The sequence below is a fragment of the Flavobacterium sp. HSC-32F16 genome (assembly GCF_024171645.1).
In the GTDB taxonomy this organism is placed as follows: Bacteria; Bacteroidota; Bacteroidia; order Flavobacteriales; family Flavobacteriaceae; genus Flavobacterium.
The window spans coordinates 855,690-871,593 of record NZ_JALKAC010000001.1 but is presented as its reverse complement, the minus strand read 5'-3'; the positions used below and the strand labels follow the sequence as shown (position 1 = coordinate 871,593).

Below are 15,904 nucleotides of genomic sequence, written 5' to 3'. Positions count from 1 at the left end.
GTATTCAGTTTTTTCTGTAGAGGCGCATAAAAGTGCGTCTTACGATTGTGGCTTTTGAAAATTATCTACCTCCAAAAATGCTGCTTCCAATGCGAACCATTGTGCTGCCGCATTCAATTGCAAGTTGATAATCTCCGGACATTCCCATTGAAATTGTAGAGACGCACTGCAGTGCGTCTTTACCATATCCGTCAATATTTTTTAAAGAATCAAAAATGGTTTTTAAATGGGTAAATTCCTTTTTAATCTGGTTTTGGTTTTCTGTGAAGGTTGCCATTCCCATTAAACCTAAGATACGAATATTTTTTAACTCTTTAAACTCCACAGAAGTTAAAAGTTCGTTTAATTCTTTTTCGTCTAAACCAAATTTAGATTCTTCTTCTGCAATATATATTTGGAGAAGGCAGTCTATTATTCTATTGTTTTTTAAAGCTTGTTTATTGATTTCCTGCAATAATTTCAAACTGTCAACGCCATGAATCAAACTCACAAATGGGGCCATAAATTTAACTTTATTTGACTGAACATGACCAATCATATGCCATTGAATGTCTTTTGGCATTTGTTCCCATTTTTCAGTCATTTCCTGAATTTTGTTTTCTCCAAAAATACGCTGGCCGGCTTCGTAGGCTTGTTGTAAGTCTGAAACAGGTTTTGTTTTTGAAACGGCAACTAGAGTTACGTGTTCAGGTAAAGTAGATTTAATTGTATTTAAATTTGATGCTATTGACATTTCGATGCATTATTTTATTACTATTTGTCCAATAATAATTCCTTTGGGATTTATCTGGTCATAATACTTTAAAAGTATTTTTACATTTTTATATTCTTTGAATAATCGAATTATTTGCTCTTTTTTTATTTTAAAAATAGAAGCAGCATAGTTTTTATCTTCGAAGTATACTATTATTTTGCCGTCAATAATAAATTCAATTTTTTTGAAAGTTTTCTCCCTAAAAAAATCGTATGAAATATTGAAATTTAAAAATTTGAAATCATCCTTGTAATTAATTATCCCAATTTTTGAGCCTTTTTCAAATTCATTACTTTTAAACAATATTTTATTGTCTTTATAAAGCTGCCAATTTGTAATAGTATCTATTTCTGTTTTGGCAATCATCGAAATGGATTGGATCATTATAAAAAAGAATAGCAGCCTTTTCATAAATTCGTAAATTTAAATAAACTGCTTCGAGATTTTCTCTGCTTTTTTATTTTCGCTGTAATCATAAAAACCTTCACCAGATTTAACACCAAGTTTTCCGGCTCTAACCATATTTACTAATAATGGGCAAGGTGCGTATTTTGGATTTTTGAAACCTTCGTACATCACGTTTAAAATAGCAAGACAAACGTCAAGACCAATAAAATCAGCTAATTGAAGCGGTCCCATTGGGTGTCCCATTCCTAATTTCATTACAGTATCAATTTCGTATACTCCGGCAACTTTATTATATAACGTTTCGATTGCTTCGTTTAGCATTGGCATTAAAATTCTGTTTGCTACGAAACCTGGATAATCGTTTACTTCAACAGGAACTTTACCTAATTTTTCAGATAAATCCATGATGATTTTGGTTACTTCATCGCTGGTATTGTATCCGCGAATGATTTCAACCAATTTCATAATTGGCACCGGATTCATAAAGTGCATTCCGATAACACGTTCTGGATGTGCAACAACAGAACCAATTTGTGTAATTGAAATTGAAGAAGTATTGGTTGCTAAAATGGTATTGTGAGAACAAGCTTCGTTTAATTGCTTGAAAATGTTTAGTTTCAATTCTACATTTTCTGTTGCTGCTTCTACAACTAAATCAGCGCCAACAACGCCGTCTTTAATATCAGTATAAGTAATAATATTGGTGATTGTTTTAGCTACATCTTCCTGTGTAATTGTTCCTTTTGCAAGCATACGGTCTAAATTGGCCGCGATAGTTGCCATTCCTTTATCTAATGATTTTTCTGAAACGTCGATTAGTTTTACGATAAATCCACTTTGTGCAAATGTATGAGCAATTCCGTTGCCCATTGTTCCTGCACCAATTACAGCTATTGTTTTCATTTGATTTTGATATTATATTTATGATTTAGCCACGAATTCACTGAATAAAAGCAAATTTCGTGGCTAATTTATTTTTTAAAATTACTTTATTATTTATTGAAACAATCAATAATTTGATACGCTACACGCAATGCATCAGTAGCCTGTTCAAGAGTTACAACTGGAGTCGTGTCTGTATTAATTGCGTTTGCAAAAGATTCTAATTCGTCAAGAATCGCGTTGTTTTGCTCAACATCCGGATTAGTGAAATAGATTTGTTTTTTTACACCTTCGGCATTTTGCAGTATCATATCAAAGTCTCCAGGAACTTCCGGGGCATCTTTCATACGAACTACTTCACATTTTTTCTCTAAAAAGTCAACTGAAATATAAGCGTCTTTTTGAAAAAAACGTGATTTACGCATATTCTTTAAAGAAATTCTGCTGGCAGTTAAATTGGCAACACAGCCATTTTCGAATTCGATTCTGGCATTGGCGATATCCGGTGTGTCACTGATAACCGAAACGCCGCTTGCATTAATATTTTTTACTTTTGATTTTACAACACTCAAAATTGCATCAATATCATGAATCATTAAATCCAGAACTACAGGAACGTCTGTACCACGCGGATTAAATTCGGCCAAACGATGTGTTTCAATAAACATCGGATTTTCGATCATGTTTTTTGTAGCAATAAAAGCAGGGTTAAAACGTTCTACATGACCCACTTGCCCTTTTACGTTGTGTTCTTTTGCTAAAGCAATAATTTCTTCAGCTTCTTCAACTGTATTGGCAATTGGTTTTTCAATAAAGATGTGTTTACCTGATTTAATTGCCACTTTTGCACATTTATAGTGTGAAAGTGTTGGAGTTACAATGTCGATTACATCGACAGCATGAATAAGTTTTGCAATTGTGCTGAAATTTTTATAGCCAAATTCTTTTGAGATTCTTTCGGCATTTTCTTGATTTTCGTCGTAAAATCCAACTAATTCGTATTTGTCAGATTGTTGTAATAAACGTAAATGTATTTTACCAAGATGACCAGCACCTAAAACTCCTACTTTTAACATGAGAATGTATTTTAAACAAAAATAGAATTTATTTGTTGAAAGTGAAAATGAATTTAATTAATTGTGAGTTGAGAAAATGTGAGTTGAGAAATGTTAAGTGTAAATATGAATTATAGCTTTCTGGATTTAGCTTTCGACTTTTTACATTTTACTTTTAACCTTATTAATTTATTATTTTAAAATCAATATTTGAAATCCTGTTTTGTTTCTTATTTTTGCGAAAATAAAACCTACTCATTTTGAAAGACACTGCCAAACATCAAGGACTTCGTAATCAATTAGTAACTACTTTAGAGCAAAAAGGAATTACTGACAGAGCGGTTCTGGATGCGATAAAAAAAATCCCGAGACACCTTTTTCTGAATTCAAGTTTTGAAGATTACGCTTATCAGGATAAGGCATTCCCTATTGGAGCCGGACAAACTATTTCGCAACCTTACACAGTTGCTTTTCAGTCGCAATTGCTTGAAGTTAAGAAAGATCATAAAGTTTTAGAAATAGGAACTGGTTCTGGTTACCAAACGGCAGTTTTATTTGCTTTGGGTGCAAAAGTATATACTGTAGAGAGACAAAATGAATTATTTAAAACGACATCAAACTTATTTCCGAAATTGAATATTCGTCCAAAACACGTTACTTTTGGAGACGGATATAAAGGATTGCCAAATTTCGCGCCCTTTGACAGTATTATAGTTACAGCAGGTGCGCCTTTTATTCCACAGCCTTTAATGGCACAATTAAAAATAGGAGGGAGATTAGTGATTCCGCTTGGAGAAGATGTTCAGATTATGACTTTACTAATTAGAAAGAATGAAACGCAGTTTGAAAAACATGAGTTTGGAGAATTTAGGTTTGTTCCTTTATTAGAAGATAAAAATTAGTAAAAAGCCCAGTTTATGCTGGGCTTTATTTATGGATTAATTGTATCGCTCGTTTTAGATTTTCTTTTTCAATCCGAATGATGTAATTAATAAAAATCGATTTGTCATTCTTAATTTGGCTTTCTTCTAAAATAGAAAAATATTCATTTATGCTATTTTGATTTTCTTCGGGTGAAATGTATGTATAGTTATATTGAATTAAAATCCAGTTTAATATCAAATTTGCCATTTGAAGATTTCCATTTGCAAAAGGATTAATTTCGAGTATTTTTAGATGTGCTTCAGATGCAAGAATTATTGGATGCAGATTATTTTTTTGTGATTCATACCAATTAAAAAATAAATTCATTTCGCGTATAATCACGGAATCATTTTTATATTTTCCCAAATTTTCAGATTCTATTCCCTTAGAAATCAAATTATGAAGTAATAGAAAATCTTTTTCGTTTAAAAATGTTTTCTTTTGAGACAAATCTTTGATATATAATACTGCTTCTTGAAAATTAATGACTTCGAGATGATTTTGAATGCTCTTGTCCTGAATTGTTAAACCATCATTTATAATAGATTTAGTTTCTTCTAATGTTAAAGGATTTCTGTTTAAACGAATGCTTTTAAATATAAATTCTAGTTCTAAGGTTTTTGAAATTTGCCGTAATTCAAATTGGTTGAAAGTTTTAATTTTATTTTTTAACAGTTCAATCTCATCTAACAAACTCTGAAAAGAAGAAATCAAGGTGAAATCAAATTCTTTTTTATTGTTTTGAATTTGTTGTTCAGCCAAAATTAAAGCTTTTAAAGCAAATTCTTCATCCCCAATTTCATAAAGAATTTTCTCCTTAAGCCATGCAACCATTAAAGTTTCATAATCAATTTCTAAAAGCTGTGCCAGTTTTACAATTTGATCTTTAGTTGGTTTTCGTGTCCCTGATTCAAATTTGCTGATTAATGCCTGATCTATTCCGGTCAATTGCGCCAATTCTCGGGTCTTTATGCCTTTTTGTTCTCTGGCATTTTTTAAAAGTGATTTCATTTTGATGAAATTTAAAGTCTTGACAAAATTAGTCAATTATTGAATCGTAAAAAAAGCAGCCATTTTAGAGCTGCTTTTTTATTGTATTATTTTGGAGGTAAAGAACCGTCTTTTCTCATTTCTTTCACCACTGCAAGCATTATAGCATCCACAGTTTGTCCTAAATCTGTAACATAATCTGATTTTGTAGTTCCAGTCCAGATTAGTTTGTTTTCTTTAAGTGAAAAAATGTTAGTTTCAACCATATAAGAAGTAGTTTCCTGATAATATCCTGGATCATAGAATGCCGGTGAATACATTCCGTACCAGTTTCCAAAACCATAACCATACATTCCGGAATACAAACCGTCAAAACCACCGTAATACATTCCTGTGTAACTTCCTGGAACGTAAGTGGTTTCTTTTTCGGTACTAACTAAACGCATTGTAACAACTCCGTCAAAATTTTCATCTTGCAGAATTTTTAATTTTTGTTCCTGCGTAAGCTGTTTGGTAGTTTCGTTAAGATACTGATATGAGGTTTTGAAAATTTCATTACTGGCAGCAACTCTGTTTTCAGCAACTCTTCGCGAAGCTTCGTCTTTGACAAGGGCAACCACCAAAACCTTTTTAAAGTGTTCCTGAGCGACTGTTATTTTTGGATCTCTCCAGCTGTTTACAATAGTTGTATTACTGCCGCAACTTGAAAGTCCCAGAATTACAATGAGTAGAATTAAGTACTTTTTCATATTTTACAGTTATATTGTTTGTAGTAAAAATAACTATAAAATTTTGATTAACACAGGTTTAGGTGATTAAATCAGTATTAGTTATATGCTTTTTTAATTCTGTCTAAATCTCGTTTCGTGTCTTGTTCTTTTAGAGATTCACGTTTATCGTAGTTTTTCTTTCCTTTACAAAGACCAATCTGCAGTTTTGCGAGACCTTTTTCGTTGGTAAATAATTTTAGAGGTACAATGGTAAGACCTTTTGCCTGAACGTTTTTATGAAGTGTTTTTAATTCTTTTTTATTCAAAAGCAATTTTCTTTCACTTCTTGATTTGTGATTGAATTGATTTCCAAAGGAATATTCTTCTATATAGGTATTGATGGCAAAAAGTTCCATACCGCTAAACTCGCAAAAGCTTTCTGTAATATTTGCTTTTCCTAAACGTATTGATTTGATTTCGGTGCCTGACAAAACAATTCCGGCAGTGTAGGTATCGATTACTTCGTAATCAAACCGGGCTCTTTTATTAAGTATATTGACTGATTTTAACATGGGTACAAAAGTAAGAAAATTGCAGGAATATAAACTGCTCAAATATAATTAAAGATTTTTTTTAATCTATGATTTTAATCATCCTTCTCAAAAATGCTTCCAGCTAAGTTTGCCCTATAATTCAAAAACAAATTTATAATGAAAAAAATTGTAACATTAGTCAGTATTGTGCTAATGGGTTTAACCGCTAAGGCCCAGGATTCAGCTCAAGGACTAAAAGGAGCTTGGTTTGCTACCTCTCAATTCGGTTATCAGCAGACAAAAACTGCAGACGAAAAAAACACGAGTTTATCTGTACTTCCAATTGTAGGTACGTTTGTAACTCCATCTGTAGCTGTTGGAGCAGGGTTTGGATTAATTAATATTAAAGCCGAGTCAGATGCAGGAACAGCAGCAAAAACAAATTTAATTGTTATTCAGCCTTTAATTAGAAAATATTGGAACGTAGCCGGATCATTGTACTTCTTCGGACAGACAGCGATACCCGTTATTACCGGAAAAGAAAAAGAAAGCGAGTTAAAAGTTAATCAGGTAGGATTATCAGTATCAGGAGGTTTTGATTATTTCATAACTAAAAACTTCTCTGTAGAGTTCTCTTACGATTTGGCTAATTTTACTTCAACGACTTTAGAGCCTAAAAATGGAGAAAAAACGACTGTTACAAATTTTGGATTGGCACATGTTGCAAATGTTGACCCATTTTATAATACAGCTTTAGCTGGGAGTAATCCAAATTTAACTTCTCCGCTTTCTTTTGGATTTAAATTCATATTCTAATTTAGCGAATTGTTTTAGGTCAATTCCTTAATTTTGCAAAAAAAGACCGTACTTTTTTGAGTACGGTCTTTTAGTATTATTTAATATGTAAATTAAAATGGAAAGTAAATATAAAGACCCGCTTCACGGAATTACACTTCAAAAAATTGTTGAAACCCTTGCTGATTATTATGGTTTTGATACTTTAGGAGAATTAATTCCCATAAAATGTTTTACCTCAAATCCTAGTGTTAAATCTAGCCTTACCTTTTTAAGAAAAACAGATTGGGCTCGAAAAAAAGTAGAAGATCTATATGTAAAAACACTTCCTAAATTGAGTTGATTTTATAGTTTGTAAGAAATCATAACCCCTCCGCGATAAGGAAGCCATTCGCCGCTTTTGTTCCAGTTAGGTGCTTTTTCGTATCTTCCCGGAGTTCCGTCGTTATAATAACCTTTGTAAAAACCCTGATGCCATCCGCCTCCGGCAAAAATATCCAATAAAAATTTATCGCTAAGCTTGATATTATATCCTACGGTAACTCCTAAACGGTAACCAAAACCATCTTCGTAGTGATTACTGTTCCAGTAATTCCATTTTTGGAGTTTGTAAATATCCGGACCGGCATGACCTCCAACATAAAAGCCGTTGTATTTTTCTTTAAAATGATAACGAACTTCTGGTGTAAGTGTGTAGAACTTCATTGGGCTGTGTCCATCGACAGATTCCCAAAAAGAAGCCATTACGTCAACGCTGAATGTAACCTTTTCTCCAATGCTGGTTTCTACACCAATATTAGGAATTCCTGCTAAAGCAGTTACTCCATTAAATTTAATAAAAGTCTGACTTTGTAATTGAATTGATAAAAGAAGAACGGTAAGGGCGAGTATTTTTTTCATGGTATTTAAAATCGCAGAGGATAATTTATTTTGGCGCAAATATAATCTAACTAAGCCTTTAGTATTTAAGATTAACGGACTTTTAACAGGATTATTTTCTGTCAGAATCAATAAAAAATCTAATTATTTAACAATGAGTAAATTACTTTATCAAGGAATTTTCCTTCCCAAAAATCAGCTTCTTTTAAATGAGCTTCTTTAACAAAGCCGCATTTTTGTAAAACTTTCTCTGATGCGTAGTTTTCCGGATCGATTACCGCTTCGATAGAATGTAGTTTTAAGTTTTCAAAACCGTATTTTATTAATACGTTTACAGCTTCCGGAACAATTCCTTTTCCATGAAAATCAGGTGACAGTATATAGCCAATTTCAGCACGATAATTTTCGGGCTGTAGTCTGTAATAACCAATAATACCCAAGAGTTTAGTACTGTCTTTTAAGGTAATTGCCCAATTAATTCCAGTATTATTGTCAATATTTGTGTTAATTGTTGCAATGTGTGCCAATGCATCTTCGTTATTTTTCGCCAACGGACGCGGAATATATTTCATGGTCTCTGGATTCGAACGCAATTCGAATACTTCATTGACATCATCGTTTGTCATTCTTCGCAATAATAACCGCTCTGTTTCTATTATTGGAAACGGATGAAAGTTGAATTCTAACATTATGATACTATTTTAATACTAAATTGAGAATGGAAAGACTGGTCAGCTTCTAAAACCAAAATTCCTTCTTTTTCAAATAAATCGCCTGAATTATCTGCGGTGTCTGAATAACCAAACCAAGGTTCAATACAAATGAAAGGCGCCTGATCTTTGGTCCAGATTCCTAAACTCGGAAAATCTTCAAAATCAACCTGTATATATGGTTTGTTATTTTCAAGTATGGTAAGTGAGTTTGATTCTAATGTTTTAAAAACCAAGGCATCATTTTCAAAAAGTTTATAATTTAAAGGAACTGCATTTTCTGTAGTTTTTAAAGTCTCGGTTTTATTAGAAATCAGATCATTCTCTAAAAGATTGTATTTTAAAGATTCTTCTTTTTCAAATTTAAAAGAATAGCTTTCAAAATTTTCAGGAAGAGCAATTGCAGGATGAGCTCCAATAGAAAAGGGCATTTTGGTCTCACCTTTATTAATTACAACATATTCTATATTTAAAGAAGTCTTTTCCAGTGTATAAATAAGCTGTAATTCAAACTCGAAAGGATATTTTTTTAAAGTTTCGGTATTTGATTCTAATGAAAAAACAGCACTGTTTCCTGTTTTTTCAATCAATGTAAATTCCATATCTCTTGCAAAACCATGTCTAGGCAATTGATATTCTTTTTGGTCAATAGTATAAGTATTGTTCTTTAATGTACCTACAATAGGGAACAGAATAGGTGAGTGCTTTCCCCAAAAATCCGGATTTCCTTCCCAAATGTATTCTTTGTCTTGGTTATCTTTTAAAGAAAATAATTCAGCTCCTGTATTTTTGATAGAAGCTTTAAGTATTGAGTTTGATATTGTTGTGTTCAAAATGTTGTAATTGAAAAAAGAATTAGTTTTAATTGTGATGTAAATATATTTGATAAATTTTATTTTTTAAGAAAAATACCCTGAATTATTTTTTTAATAAAATTATGCTAAAATTAAATTTAAGCTTAACTATTTCTCTGCGAATAGCTTTTTTTTTCATTAATTTGCTACATAAACAGCTACAAAATATGAAAAAGCAATCAGCAAAAGCCATTTTAACCGCGGCTTTATTTTTTGGGATTTCTTCTGTCTGGGCACAGCAAACTCCCTCGGCAACAACAGCAAATCCAGTAAATAATTATAATTATCATGATGCCTTTGGTCCGCATTTTTATACAAAAAATGGAACATCTACCCGTACAGCAAGCGGTCAGCCGGGAGCTGAATACTGGCAGAACAGAGCCGATTACCAAATTACAGCAAAATTAAACGGTACTACAAATGAAATTGTGGGTACAGATGAAATTACCTATACTAATAACAGTCCTGATAAATTAGGATTTTTGTGGCTGAATTTAGATCAGAATTTATTCAAAGAAGATTCCAGAGGAAACGCAGTTGTGCCTTTGTCAGGAAGCCGTAACGGAGCTCAGGGCCAGGTTTTTGACGGGGGAAATAAAATTAAATCTGTAAAGGTAATTGTTGGGAAAAAGAAAACAGAAGTTGAAGCAAAATATATTGTTACAGATACCAGAATGCAGATTTTTCTTCCAGAAGAATTAGCAGGAAAAGGAGGGACTGTAAAAGTTAGAATTGAGTTTTCATTCACTGCACCTTTCGAAGGTTCTGACAGAATGGGAGTTCTAGACACTAAAAACGGAAAAATCTTTACTATTGCGCAATGGTACCCGCGTATGTGCGTGTATGATGATGTACGTGGATGGAACACTGCACCTTATTTAGGAGCTTCTGAGTTTTATTTGGAATATGGTGACTTTGATGTAAAATTGACTGTACCGGGAAATCATTATGTGGTAGCTTCTGGAGAATTATTGAATGGTCAGGAAGTATTTTCTGCTGAGCAGTTAAAAAAATATAAAGAAGCTTCTGACAGCGATAAAACAGTTACAATTCGTTCTGCAGAAGAAGTAGCTTCAACTGCAAATACAAATGCAGGAACAGAAAAAACATGGCATTATAAAATTAAAAATGCACGTGATTTTTCTTGGGCATCCTCTTCGGCTTTCATCTTGGACGGAGCAAAAATTAATCTTCCAAGCGGAAAAAAATCTTTAGCACTATCGGCGTATCCAGTTGAAAGTGCTGGTCAGGGCGCTTACGGACGCTCTACTGAATATGTAAAAGCATCAATCGAACATTATTCTAAACAATGGTTTGAATATCCTTATCCGGCAGCTACAAACGTGGCAGGAAATGAAGGAGGAATGGAATATCCGGGAATTGTTTTCTGCGGATGGAAATCTAAAGGACAAGATTTATGGGGAGTTACAGATCATGAATTTGGTCATATTTGGTTTCCAATGATTGTAGGATCGAATGAAAGATTGTTTGGATGGATGGATGAAGGATTCAATACCTTTATTAATTCATTAAGTACTGCTGCATTTAATAATGGAGAATACAAAGAGCCGGCAACAGATTTACATGAACAGGCAGAACCCTTTACAAGACCTGATTTAGAAACGATCATGAGTTCTCCTGATAATATGAAGGAAAATAATATTGGAATGTTGTGTTACTTTAAACCAAGCGCAGGTTTAGTGATTCTAAGAGAGCAGGTTTTAGGAAAAGAACGTTTTGATATTGCTTTTAGAACTTATATTGAACGTTGGGCTTACAAACACCCGCAGCCGGATGATTTCTTTAGATCAATGGAAAACGTGGCAGGAGAAGATTTAAGCTGGTTCTGGAGAAGCTGGTTCGTAAATAACTGGCGTTTTGATCAAGGAATCAATTCAATTAAATATATAAAAAATGATCCTGCAAAAGGAGCCATTATTACTGTCGAAAATTTTGATAAAATGCCAATGCCGATTGTTTTAGAAATTAAAACAAAAAGCGGTAAAATAAGCAGAGTAAACCTGCCTGTAGAAATTTGGCAGCGCAATAAAGACTGGTCTTTCAAACAAAATTCGACAGAAGAAATTGAAAGCATCACATTAGATCCTGATCATGCGTTTCCCGATAATAATGAGTCAAATAATGTTTGGACAGCGGGAAAAGGTAAAGTAGAAAAAGATGTAATTTTAGATCCGTATATTGGAATGTTTTCAACTTCAAGAACACCTCTTAAAATTGAGGTTTCAGAGAAAAACAGTACACTTTATGTTGAAATTACAGATTTTCCTAAATTTTCAGTTAAGCCGGTAGAAAACGAAAAAGATACATTTGAATCTAAAGGAGCTGGTTTAAAATTCAAATATAATGAAGCAAAAACAGGTTTTGATATGATTGTTATTGGCAACGGACAAGTAATCCCGTTTACAAAGAACTAATTATAAAACTTTAAAATAATTTAAAACCCGATGGTATTTATCATCGGGTTTTCTTTTGTGTAAACTTTTTTAGTTTTAAGTTTCAGTTAGAAAAAGAAAACTCTCAGAATATTAGTGACTTAGTCTCTTAGTGTCTTCAAAAAAATAACTTTACATTAAAAAAATGTTAGAATTTTAATTTTTTGTTTTGTAAATAAAAAAAAGATGTACTTTTGCACCGATGAATAAAATAAGTTTACATATAACTTCTTTGTCACGGACAAACTCACCGATTACTTCTCCCGAAGTACGGATACTATCTCTATAGTATTCACTGAGTTTTATAGCCGTATATTTATTCATATCCATTTTTCATTTTGAAATCACATAATTTGTCCATTGGACAAACATATCCTAAAAGTATTTATTATTTTGTAGATTTTCTTGATCAAGTTTTTGATTTAGAGAATGTTACTTCTATTTTGCTTAATTTTATTGGATTCAATTCTGGATTTCAAACTAAACAATATGCTTTAATTTTTAACTCTAACTTCAATTATTGAAATGAAGATCTCTATTGTTGTTACCCAGGAAGAACACTTCAAATTCGCACAAGAAATCTGCGATACGATAGAATCATCTGCCTTATTAAGAGGTACGGGGATTGCTAAAAGAACTCCTGAGTACATTCAGAAAAAAATGTCGAATGGTGATGCAATGATTGCTCTGGCAGACGGGAAATTTGCAGGTTTTTGTTATATCGAAAGCTGGCAGCACGGAAAATTTGTGGCACATTCGGGGTTAATCGTTCATCCTGACTATAGAAGTTTAGGTTTGGCCAAAAAGATAAAATCGAAAGTTTTTGATTATTCTTTAAAGAGATTTCCAGATGCGAAAATATTTGGAATAACAACTGGTTTGGCGGTTATGAAAATTAACTCAGAATTAGGTTATAAACCGGTTCCATTCTCAGAACTTACAACGGATCCGAGCTTTTGGGCAGGCTGTAAAACTTGTACTAATTTTCAGATTCTGCAAAGTAAAGAAAACAAAATGTGCCTTTGTACAGGAATGTTATACGATCCAAAAGAAAAACAAAAAACACCGCCAAGACACCCTTTTAATGAGGCTGTTTTAAGCAGACTTAAAAAAATTAAACAGGCTTTATTTTTAAACAAATTATTGTCGTTTGTTTTTTTATTCAAAATTTAATTTAAAAGAAATCTCAAACTGCTAAATACGAAAGTATTAGCCAAAATTATAAAAAATGAAAAAAGTAGTATTAGCTTATAGCGGAGGATTAGATACCTCGTATTGTTTGAAATATTTAAAAAATGAAAAAGGATACGAAGTTCATACTGTATTGGTAGATACAGGAGGATTCGATGCAGAAGAATTATCAGCCATAGAAAAAAGAGCTTACGAATTAGGAAGCGCACAACACGCAAATCTTACAATCGTAGACAAATATTATGATAAAGCTATAAAATATTTGATTTTCGGAAACGTATTAAAAAACAATACTTATCCATTATCAGTAAGTGCAGAGCGTGTTTTCCAGGCAATTGAAGCTATAAAATATGCTAAAAAAGTTGGAGCAAGCGCCATCGCACACGGAAGTACAGGTGCAGGAAATGACCAAATTCGTTTTGACTTGATTTTCCAAACCATCGCTCCTGAAATTGAAATCATTACGCCAATTAGAGATTTAAAATTGTCGAGACAAGAAGAGGTGGATTATTTGGCTCAAAACGGAGTTCATTATTCTTGGGAAAAAGCGCAATATTCTATAAATAAAGGACTTTGGGGAACAAGTGTTGGAGGAAAAGAAACTTTAACTTCAGGACAGCCTTTGCCAAGTGAAGCTTATCCTTCGCAATTGCAAAAAGAAGGAGAAGAAAAAGTAACACTTCATTTTGAACAGGGTGAATTAGTTGGAATTAACGGTAAAAAGGATAAACCTTCAAACAATATTGTAGCTCTTGAAAAACTGGCAAATGCTTATGCAATTGGAAGAGATATTCACGTTGGAGATACTATTATAGGAATTAAAGGAAGAGTTGGTTTTGAAGCTGCGGCGCCGTTAATTATTATCAAAGCGCACCATTTATTAGAGAAACATACTCTTGGAAAATGGCAGCAATACTGGAAAGAACAATTAGGAAACTGGTACGGAATGTTATTTCACGAAGGCCAATTCTTAGATCCAGTGATGCGTAACATTGAAACTTTCTTGCAAGACACACAAAAAACAGTAAACGGAACGGTAACAGTTTCATTAAAACCATACCATTTCTCACTTGACGGAATCGAATCTAAAAACGATTTGATGAACACAGGTTTTGGTCAATACGGAGAAATGAACAATGCATGGACATCTGACGATGCAAAAGGATTTATCAAGATTCTTGGAAATGCACAAAACATATTTTCATCTGTAAATCAATTAGATCATGATTAATTGTAATGAATTATTCACAAATAAAACTAATTTGAAAACAAAGATATTTTTTTTACTCCCATTTCTCTTAATGTTTTTTGCATGCTCAAGTGATAATGATGCGAAGCAGGAAAAAGAAACTTTAAAGGCAATTACGTATGAAGTCTTACTATTTGAATATACACCTGATACTGGTAACAATACATCTAGGCTACGCTATGAGATAAAGTTTACTAATCCTAATAATGTTGCTGTAAAAGGAAATTATAAGATAACATATAACGCTGATGGACTTATTTTAACTCCTATCAGAAGAGTACCCAACGACGATCCTTATGATAAAATTGGAGCAAATTCTTTTTATACTGCTAGTTATGATGTTGAAACTGCATTAAATCCAACATTAGGAACTATTAAATCAATAAAATTTTTATCCGCTGAATTCGTTCTTGCAGATTTATAAAAATCAAAGATTTTTTACATAATCTTAAAAAAAAATAAAATTATGATTAATGTCGGAATAATTGGTGGTTCAGGCTACACAGCTGGAGAACTCATCAGAATTTTAATGTATCATCCAAAAGTAAACATCGATTTTGTTTACAGTACTACAAATGCCGGAAAACCGCTTTCTGTGGCGCACCATGATTTGATGGGTGATATTGAAATGAATTTCACAGCTGAAATCAATCCAAATGTGAATGTAGTTTTCTTGTGTTTAGGGCACGGAAAATCGATTTCATTTTTGAAAGAAAATCAGTTTGCGAGTCATACCAAAATCATTGATTTAGGAAATGATTTCAGACTGAATAAAGATGCACATTTCGAAGGAAAAGATTTCATTTACGGATTGCCTGAAATCAATAAAACTGAAATCAAAAAAGCAAATTATATCGCAAATCCAGGTTGCTTTGCTACGGCTATTCAGTTGGCTTTGCTGCCTTTAGCTAAACATAATCTGCTTAATAATGATGTTCATATTAATGCCACAACTGGAAGTACAGGAGCAGGAGTAAGTCTTTCAGAAACTTCTCATTTCAGCTGGAGAAACAACAATATGTCGCATTATAAAGCTTTTGAACACCAGCATTTGGGAGAAATCGGAGAAAGTTTAGTTCAGTTGCAGGATGATTTTGACAGCGAATTTCTTTTTATTCCGAACAGAGGAGATTTTCCAAGAGGAATTTTTGCCACGCTTTATACATTATGTGACGATAGTTTGGAACAATTAGTTGCGAAATACGAAGATTTCTATAAAGATGAGCCTTTTGTAACCATTACCACAACAAACATCAACATGAAACAAGTGGTGCAAACGAATAAATGTATCATTAGTTTATTGAAAAAAGGAAACCGGGTTCTCATAACATCAATTATAGATAATTTAACCAAAGGTGCTTCAGGACAAGCAATTCAAAACATGAATTTAATGTTCGGATTAGAAGAAACCACAGGTTTACATTTGAAACCAAGCGGATTTTAATAATAGTAAAATGTTAGAAGTTAGATGTTAAACGTCTTTACTTAAACTTCTAACGTTTTACAAATAACATTTA

The 15,904-nt window shown here is 32.6% G+C and carries 19 protein-coding genes; 8 read left to right on the top strand and 11 right to left on the bottom strand.

Annotation, left to right across the window (positions count from 1 at the left end):
• Positions 1-61 precede the first annotated feature (61 nt).
• The 4 genes from L1276_RS03880 to L1276_RS03865 form a co-directional block, all read right to left on the bottom strand.
• Positions 62-733 carry a YggS family pyridoxal phosphate-dependent enzyme gene (locus L1276_RS03880; RefSeq protein WP_253785641.1) on the bottom strand — a complete coding sequence of 224 codons (672 nt, stop codon included), beginning with the start codon at positions 731-733 and terminating at the stop codon, positions 62-64.
• 9 nt (positions 734-742) lie between these two features.
• Positions 743-1,165 (bottom strand): hypothetical protein, encoded by a 423-nt coding sequence (locus tag L1276_RS03875; RefSeq protein ID WP_253785639.1) that lies wholly within the window; start codon positions 1,163-1,165, stop codon positions 743-745.
• Between the two features lie 12 nt (positions 1,166-1,177).
• Entirely contained in the window at positions 1,178-2,065 is an 888-nt protein-coding gene (locus L1276_RS03870) for a 3-hydroxyacyl-CoA dehydrogenase family protein (protein ID WP_253785637.1), read from the bottom strand.
• An 89-nt stretch (positions 2,066-2,154) separates the two neighbouring features.
• On the bottom strand, positions 2,155-3,120 hold the full coding sequence (locus L1276_RS03865; RefSeq protein WP_253785635.1) for a Gfo/Idh/MocA family protein: 966 nt from the start codon (positions 3,118-3,120) through the stop codon (positions 2,155-2,157).
• A 239-nt stretch (positions 3,121-3,359) separates the two neighbouring features.
• Here L1276_RS03865 and L1276_RS03860 point away from each other — a divergent pair, with 239 nt between their 5' ends.
• Positions 3,360-4,001 (top strand): protein-L-isoaspartate(D-aspartate) O-methyltransferase, encoded by a 642-nt coding sequence (locus tag L1276_RS03860; RefSeq protein ID WP_253785633.1) that lies wholly within the window; start codon positions 3,360-3,362, stop codon positions 3,999-4,001.
• Positions 4,002-4,026: 25 nt separating this feature from the next.
• On the opposite strand, the gene L1276_RS03855 is transcribed toward L1276_RS03860, so the two are convergent.
• The 3 genes from L1276_RS03855 to smpB all read right to left on the bottom strand — a co-directional run bounded on the left by L1276_RS03855 (position 4,027) and on the right by smpB (position 6,295).
• Entirely contained in the window at positions 4,027-5,034 is a 1,008-nt protein-coding gene (locus tag L1276_RS03855; RefSeq protein ID WP_253785630.1) for a helix-turn-helix domain-containing protein, read from the bottom strand.
• An 86-nt stretch (positions 5,035-5,120) separates the two neighbouring features.
• On the bottom strand, positions 5,121-5,762 hold the full coding sequence (locus L1276_RS03850; protein WP_253785628.1) for a hypothetical protein: 642 nt from the start codon (positions 5,760-5,762) through the stop codon (positions 5,121-5,123).
• Between the two features lie 77 nt (positions 5,763-5,839).
• A complete protein-coding gene (gene smpB, locus L1276_RS03845; RefSeq protein ID WP_253785626.1) occupies positions 5,840-6,295 on the bottom strand; it encodes an SsrA-binding protein SmpB in 456 nt (151 codons plus the stop codon).
• A 138-nt stretch (positions 6,296-6,433) separates the two neighbouring features.
• On the opposite strand from smpB, the gene L1276_RS03840 reads away from it, so the two are divergent.
• Both L1276_RS03840 and L1276_RS03835 read left to right on the top strand, forming a co-directional pair.
• Positions 6,434-7,072 carry a porin family protein gene (locus L1276_RS03840; RefSeq protein ID WP_253785624.1) on the top strand — a complete coding sequence of 213 codons (639 nt, stop codon included), beginning with the start codon at positions 6,434-6,436 and terminating at the stop codon, positions 7,070-7,072.
• A 97-nt stretch (positions 7,073-7,169) separates the two neighbouring features.
• On the top strand, positions 7,170-7,394 hold the full coding sequence (locus L1276_RS03835; protein ID WP_253785623.1) for a VF530 family DNA-binding protein: 225 nt from the start codon (positions 7,170-7,172) through the stop codon (positions 7,392-7,394).
• Between the two features lie 2 nt (positions 7,395-7,396).
• Here L1276_RS03835 and L1276_RS03830 read toward each other — a convergent pair whose 3' ends face one another.
• The 3 genes from L1276_RS03830 to L1276_RS03820 all read right to left on the bottom strand — a co-directional run bounded on the left by L1276_RS03830 (position 7,397) and on the right by L1276_RS03820 (position 9,473).
• Positions 7,397-7,951 carry a DUF3575 domain-containing protein gene (locus L1276_RS03830; protein ID WP_253785621.1) on the bottom strand — a complete coding sequence of 185 codons (555 nt, stop codon included), beginning with the start codon at positions 7,949-7,951 and terminating at the stop codon, positions 7,397-7,399.
• 119 nt (positions 7,952-8,070) lie between these two features.
• Complete coding sequence (locus tag L1276_RS03825; protein WP_253785619.1) at positions 8,071-8,619, bottom strand: GNAT family N-acetyltransferase; 549 nt, start codon at positions 8,617-8,619, stop codon at positions 8,071-8,073.
• On the bottom strand, positions 8,619-9,473 hold the full coding sequence (locus L1276_RS03820) for an aldose 1-epimerase family protein (protein ID WP_253785617.1): 855 nt from the start codon (positions 9,471-9,473) through the stop codon (positions 8,619-8,621). The genes L1276_RS03825 and L1276_RS03820 overlap by 1 nt, the downstream gene beginning before the upstream one ends.
• A 188-nt stretch (positions 9,474-9,661) precedes the next feature.
• Here L1276_RS03820 and L1276_RS03815 point away from each other — a divergent pair, with 188 nt between their 5' ends.
• Positions 9,662-11,929: a M1 family metallopeptidase gene (locus tag L1276_RS03815; RefSeq protein ID WP_253785615.1), complete on the top strand. Its 2,268-nt coding sequence runs from the start codon at positions 9,662-9,664 to the stop codon at positions 11,927-11,929.
• Between the two features lie 174 nt (positions 11,930-12,103).
• Here L1276_RS03815 and L1276_RS03810 read toward each other — a convergent pair whose 3' ends face one another.
• A complete protein-coding gene (locus L1276_RS03810) occupies positions 12,104-12,271 on the bottom strand; it encodes a hypothetical protein (RefSeq protein WP_253785614.1) in 168 nt (55 codons plus the stop codon).
• Between the two features lie 201 nt (positions 12,272-12,472).
• Between L1276_RS03810 and L1276_RS03805 the strand changes: the two genes are divergently transcribed.
• From L1276_RS03805 to argC, 4 genes are read left to right on the top strand one after another with little or no spacing between them, the layout of a single operon-like run.
• A complete protein-coding gene (locus L1276_RS03805; RefSeq protein ID WP_253785613.1) occupies positions 12,473-13,120 on the top strand; it encodes a GNAT family N-acetyltransferase in 648 nt (215 codons plus the stop codon).
• A gap of 55 nt (positions 13,121-13,175) precedes the next feature.
• Positions 13,176-14,369, top strand: a complete 1,194-nt coding sequence (locus L1276_RS03800) for an argininosuccinate synthase (protein ID WP_253785611.1) — start codon at positions 13,176-13,178, stop codon at positions 14,367-14,369.
• A 31-nt stretch (positions 14,370-14,400) separates the two neighbouring features.
• Positions 14,401-14,811: a hypothetical protein gene (locus tag L1276_RS03795; protein ID WP_253785609.1), complete on the top strand. Its 411-nt coding sequence runs from the start codon at positions 14,401-14,403 to the stop codon at positions 14,809-14,811.
• Positions 14,812-14,853: 42 nt separating this feature from the next.
• Positions 14,854-15,831, top strand: coding sequence for an N-acetyl-gamma-glutamyl-phosphate reductase (gene argC / locus L1276_RS03790; protein WP_253785607.1), 978 nt, complete (start codon positions 14,854-14,856; stop codon positions 15,829-15,831).
• Positions 15,832-15,904: the final 73 nt, after the last annotated feature.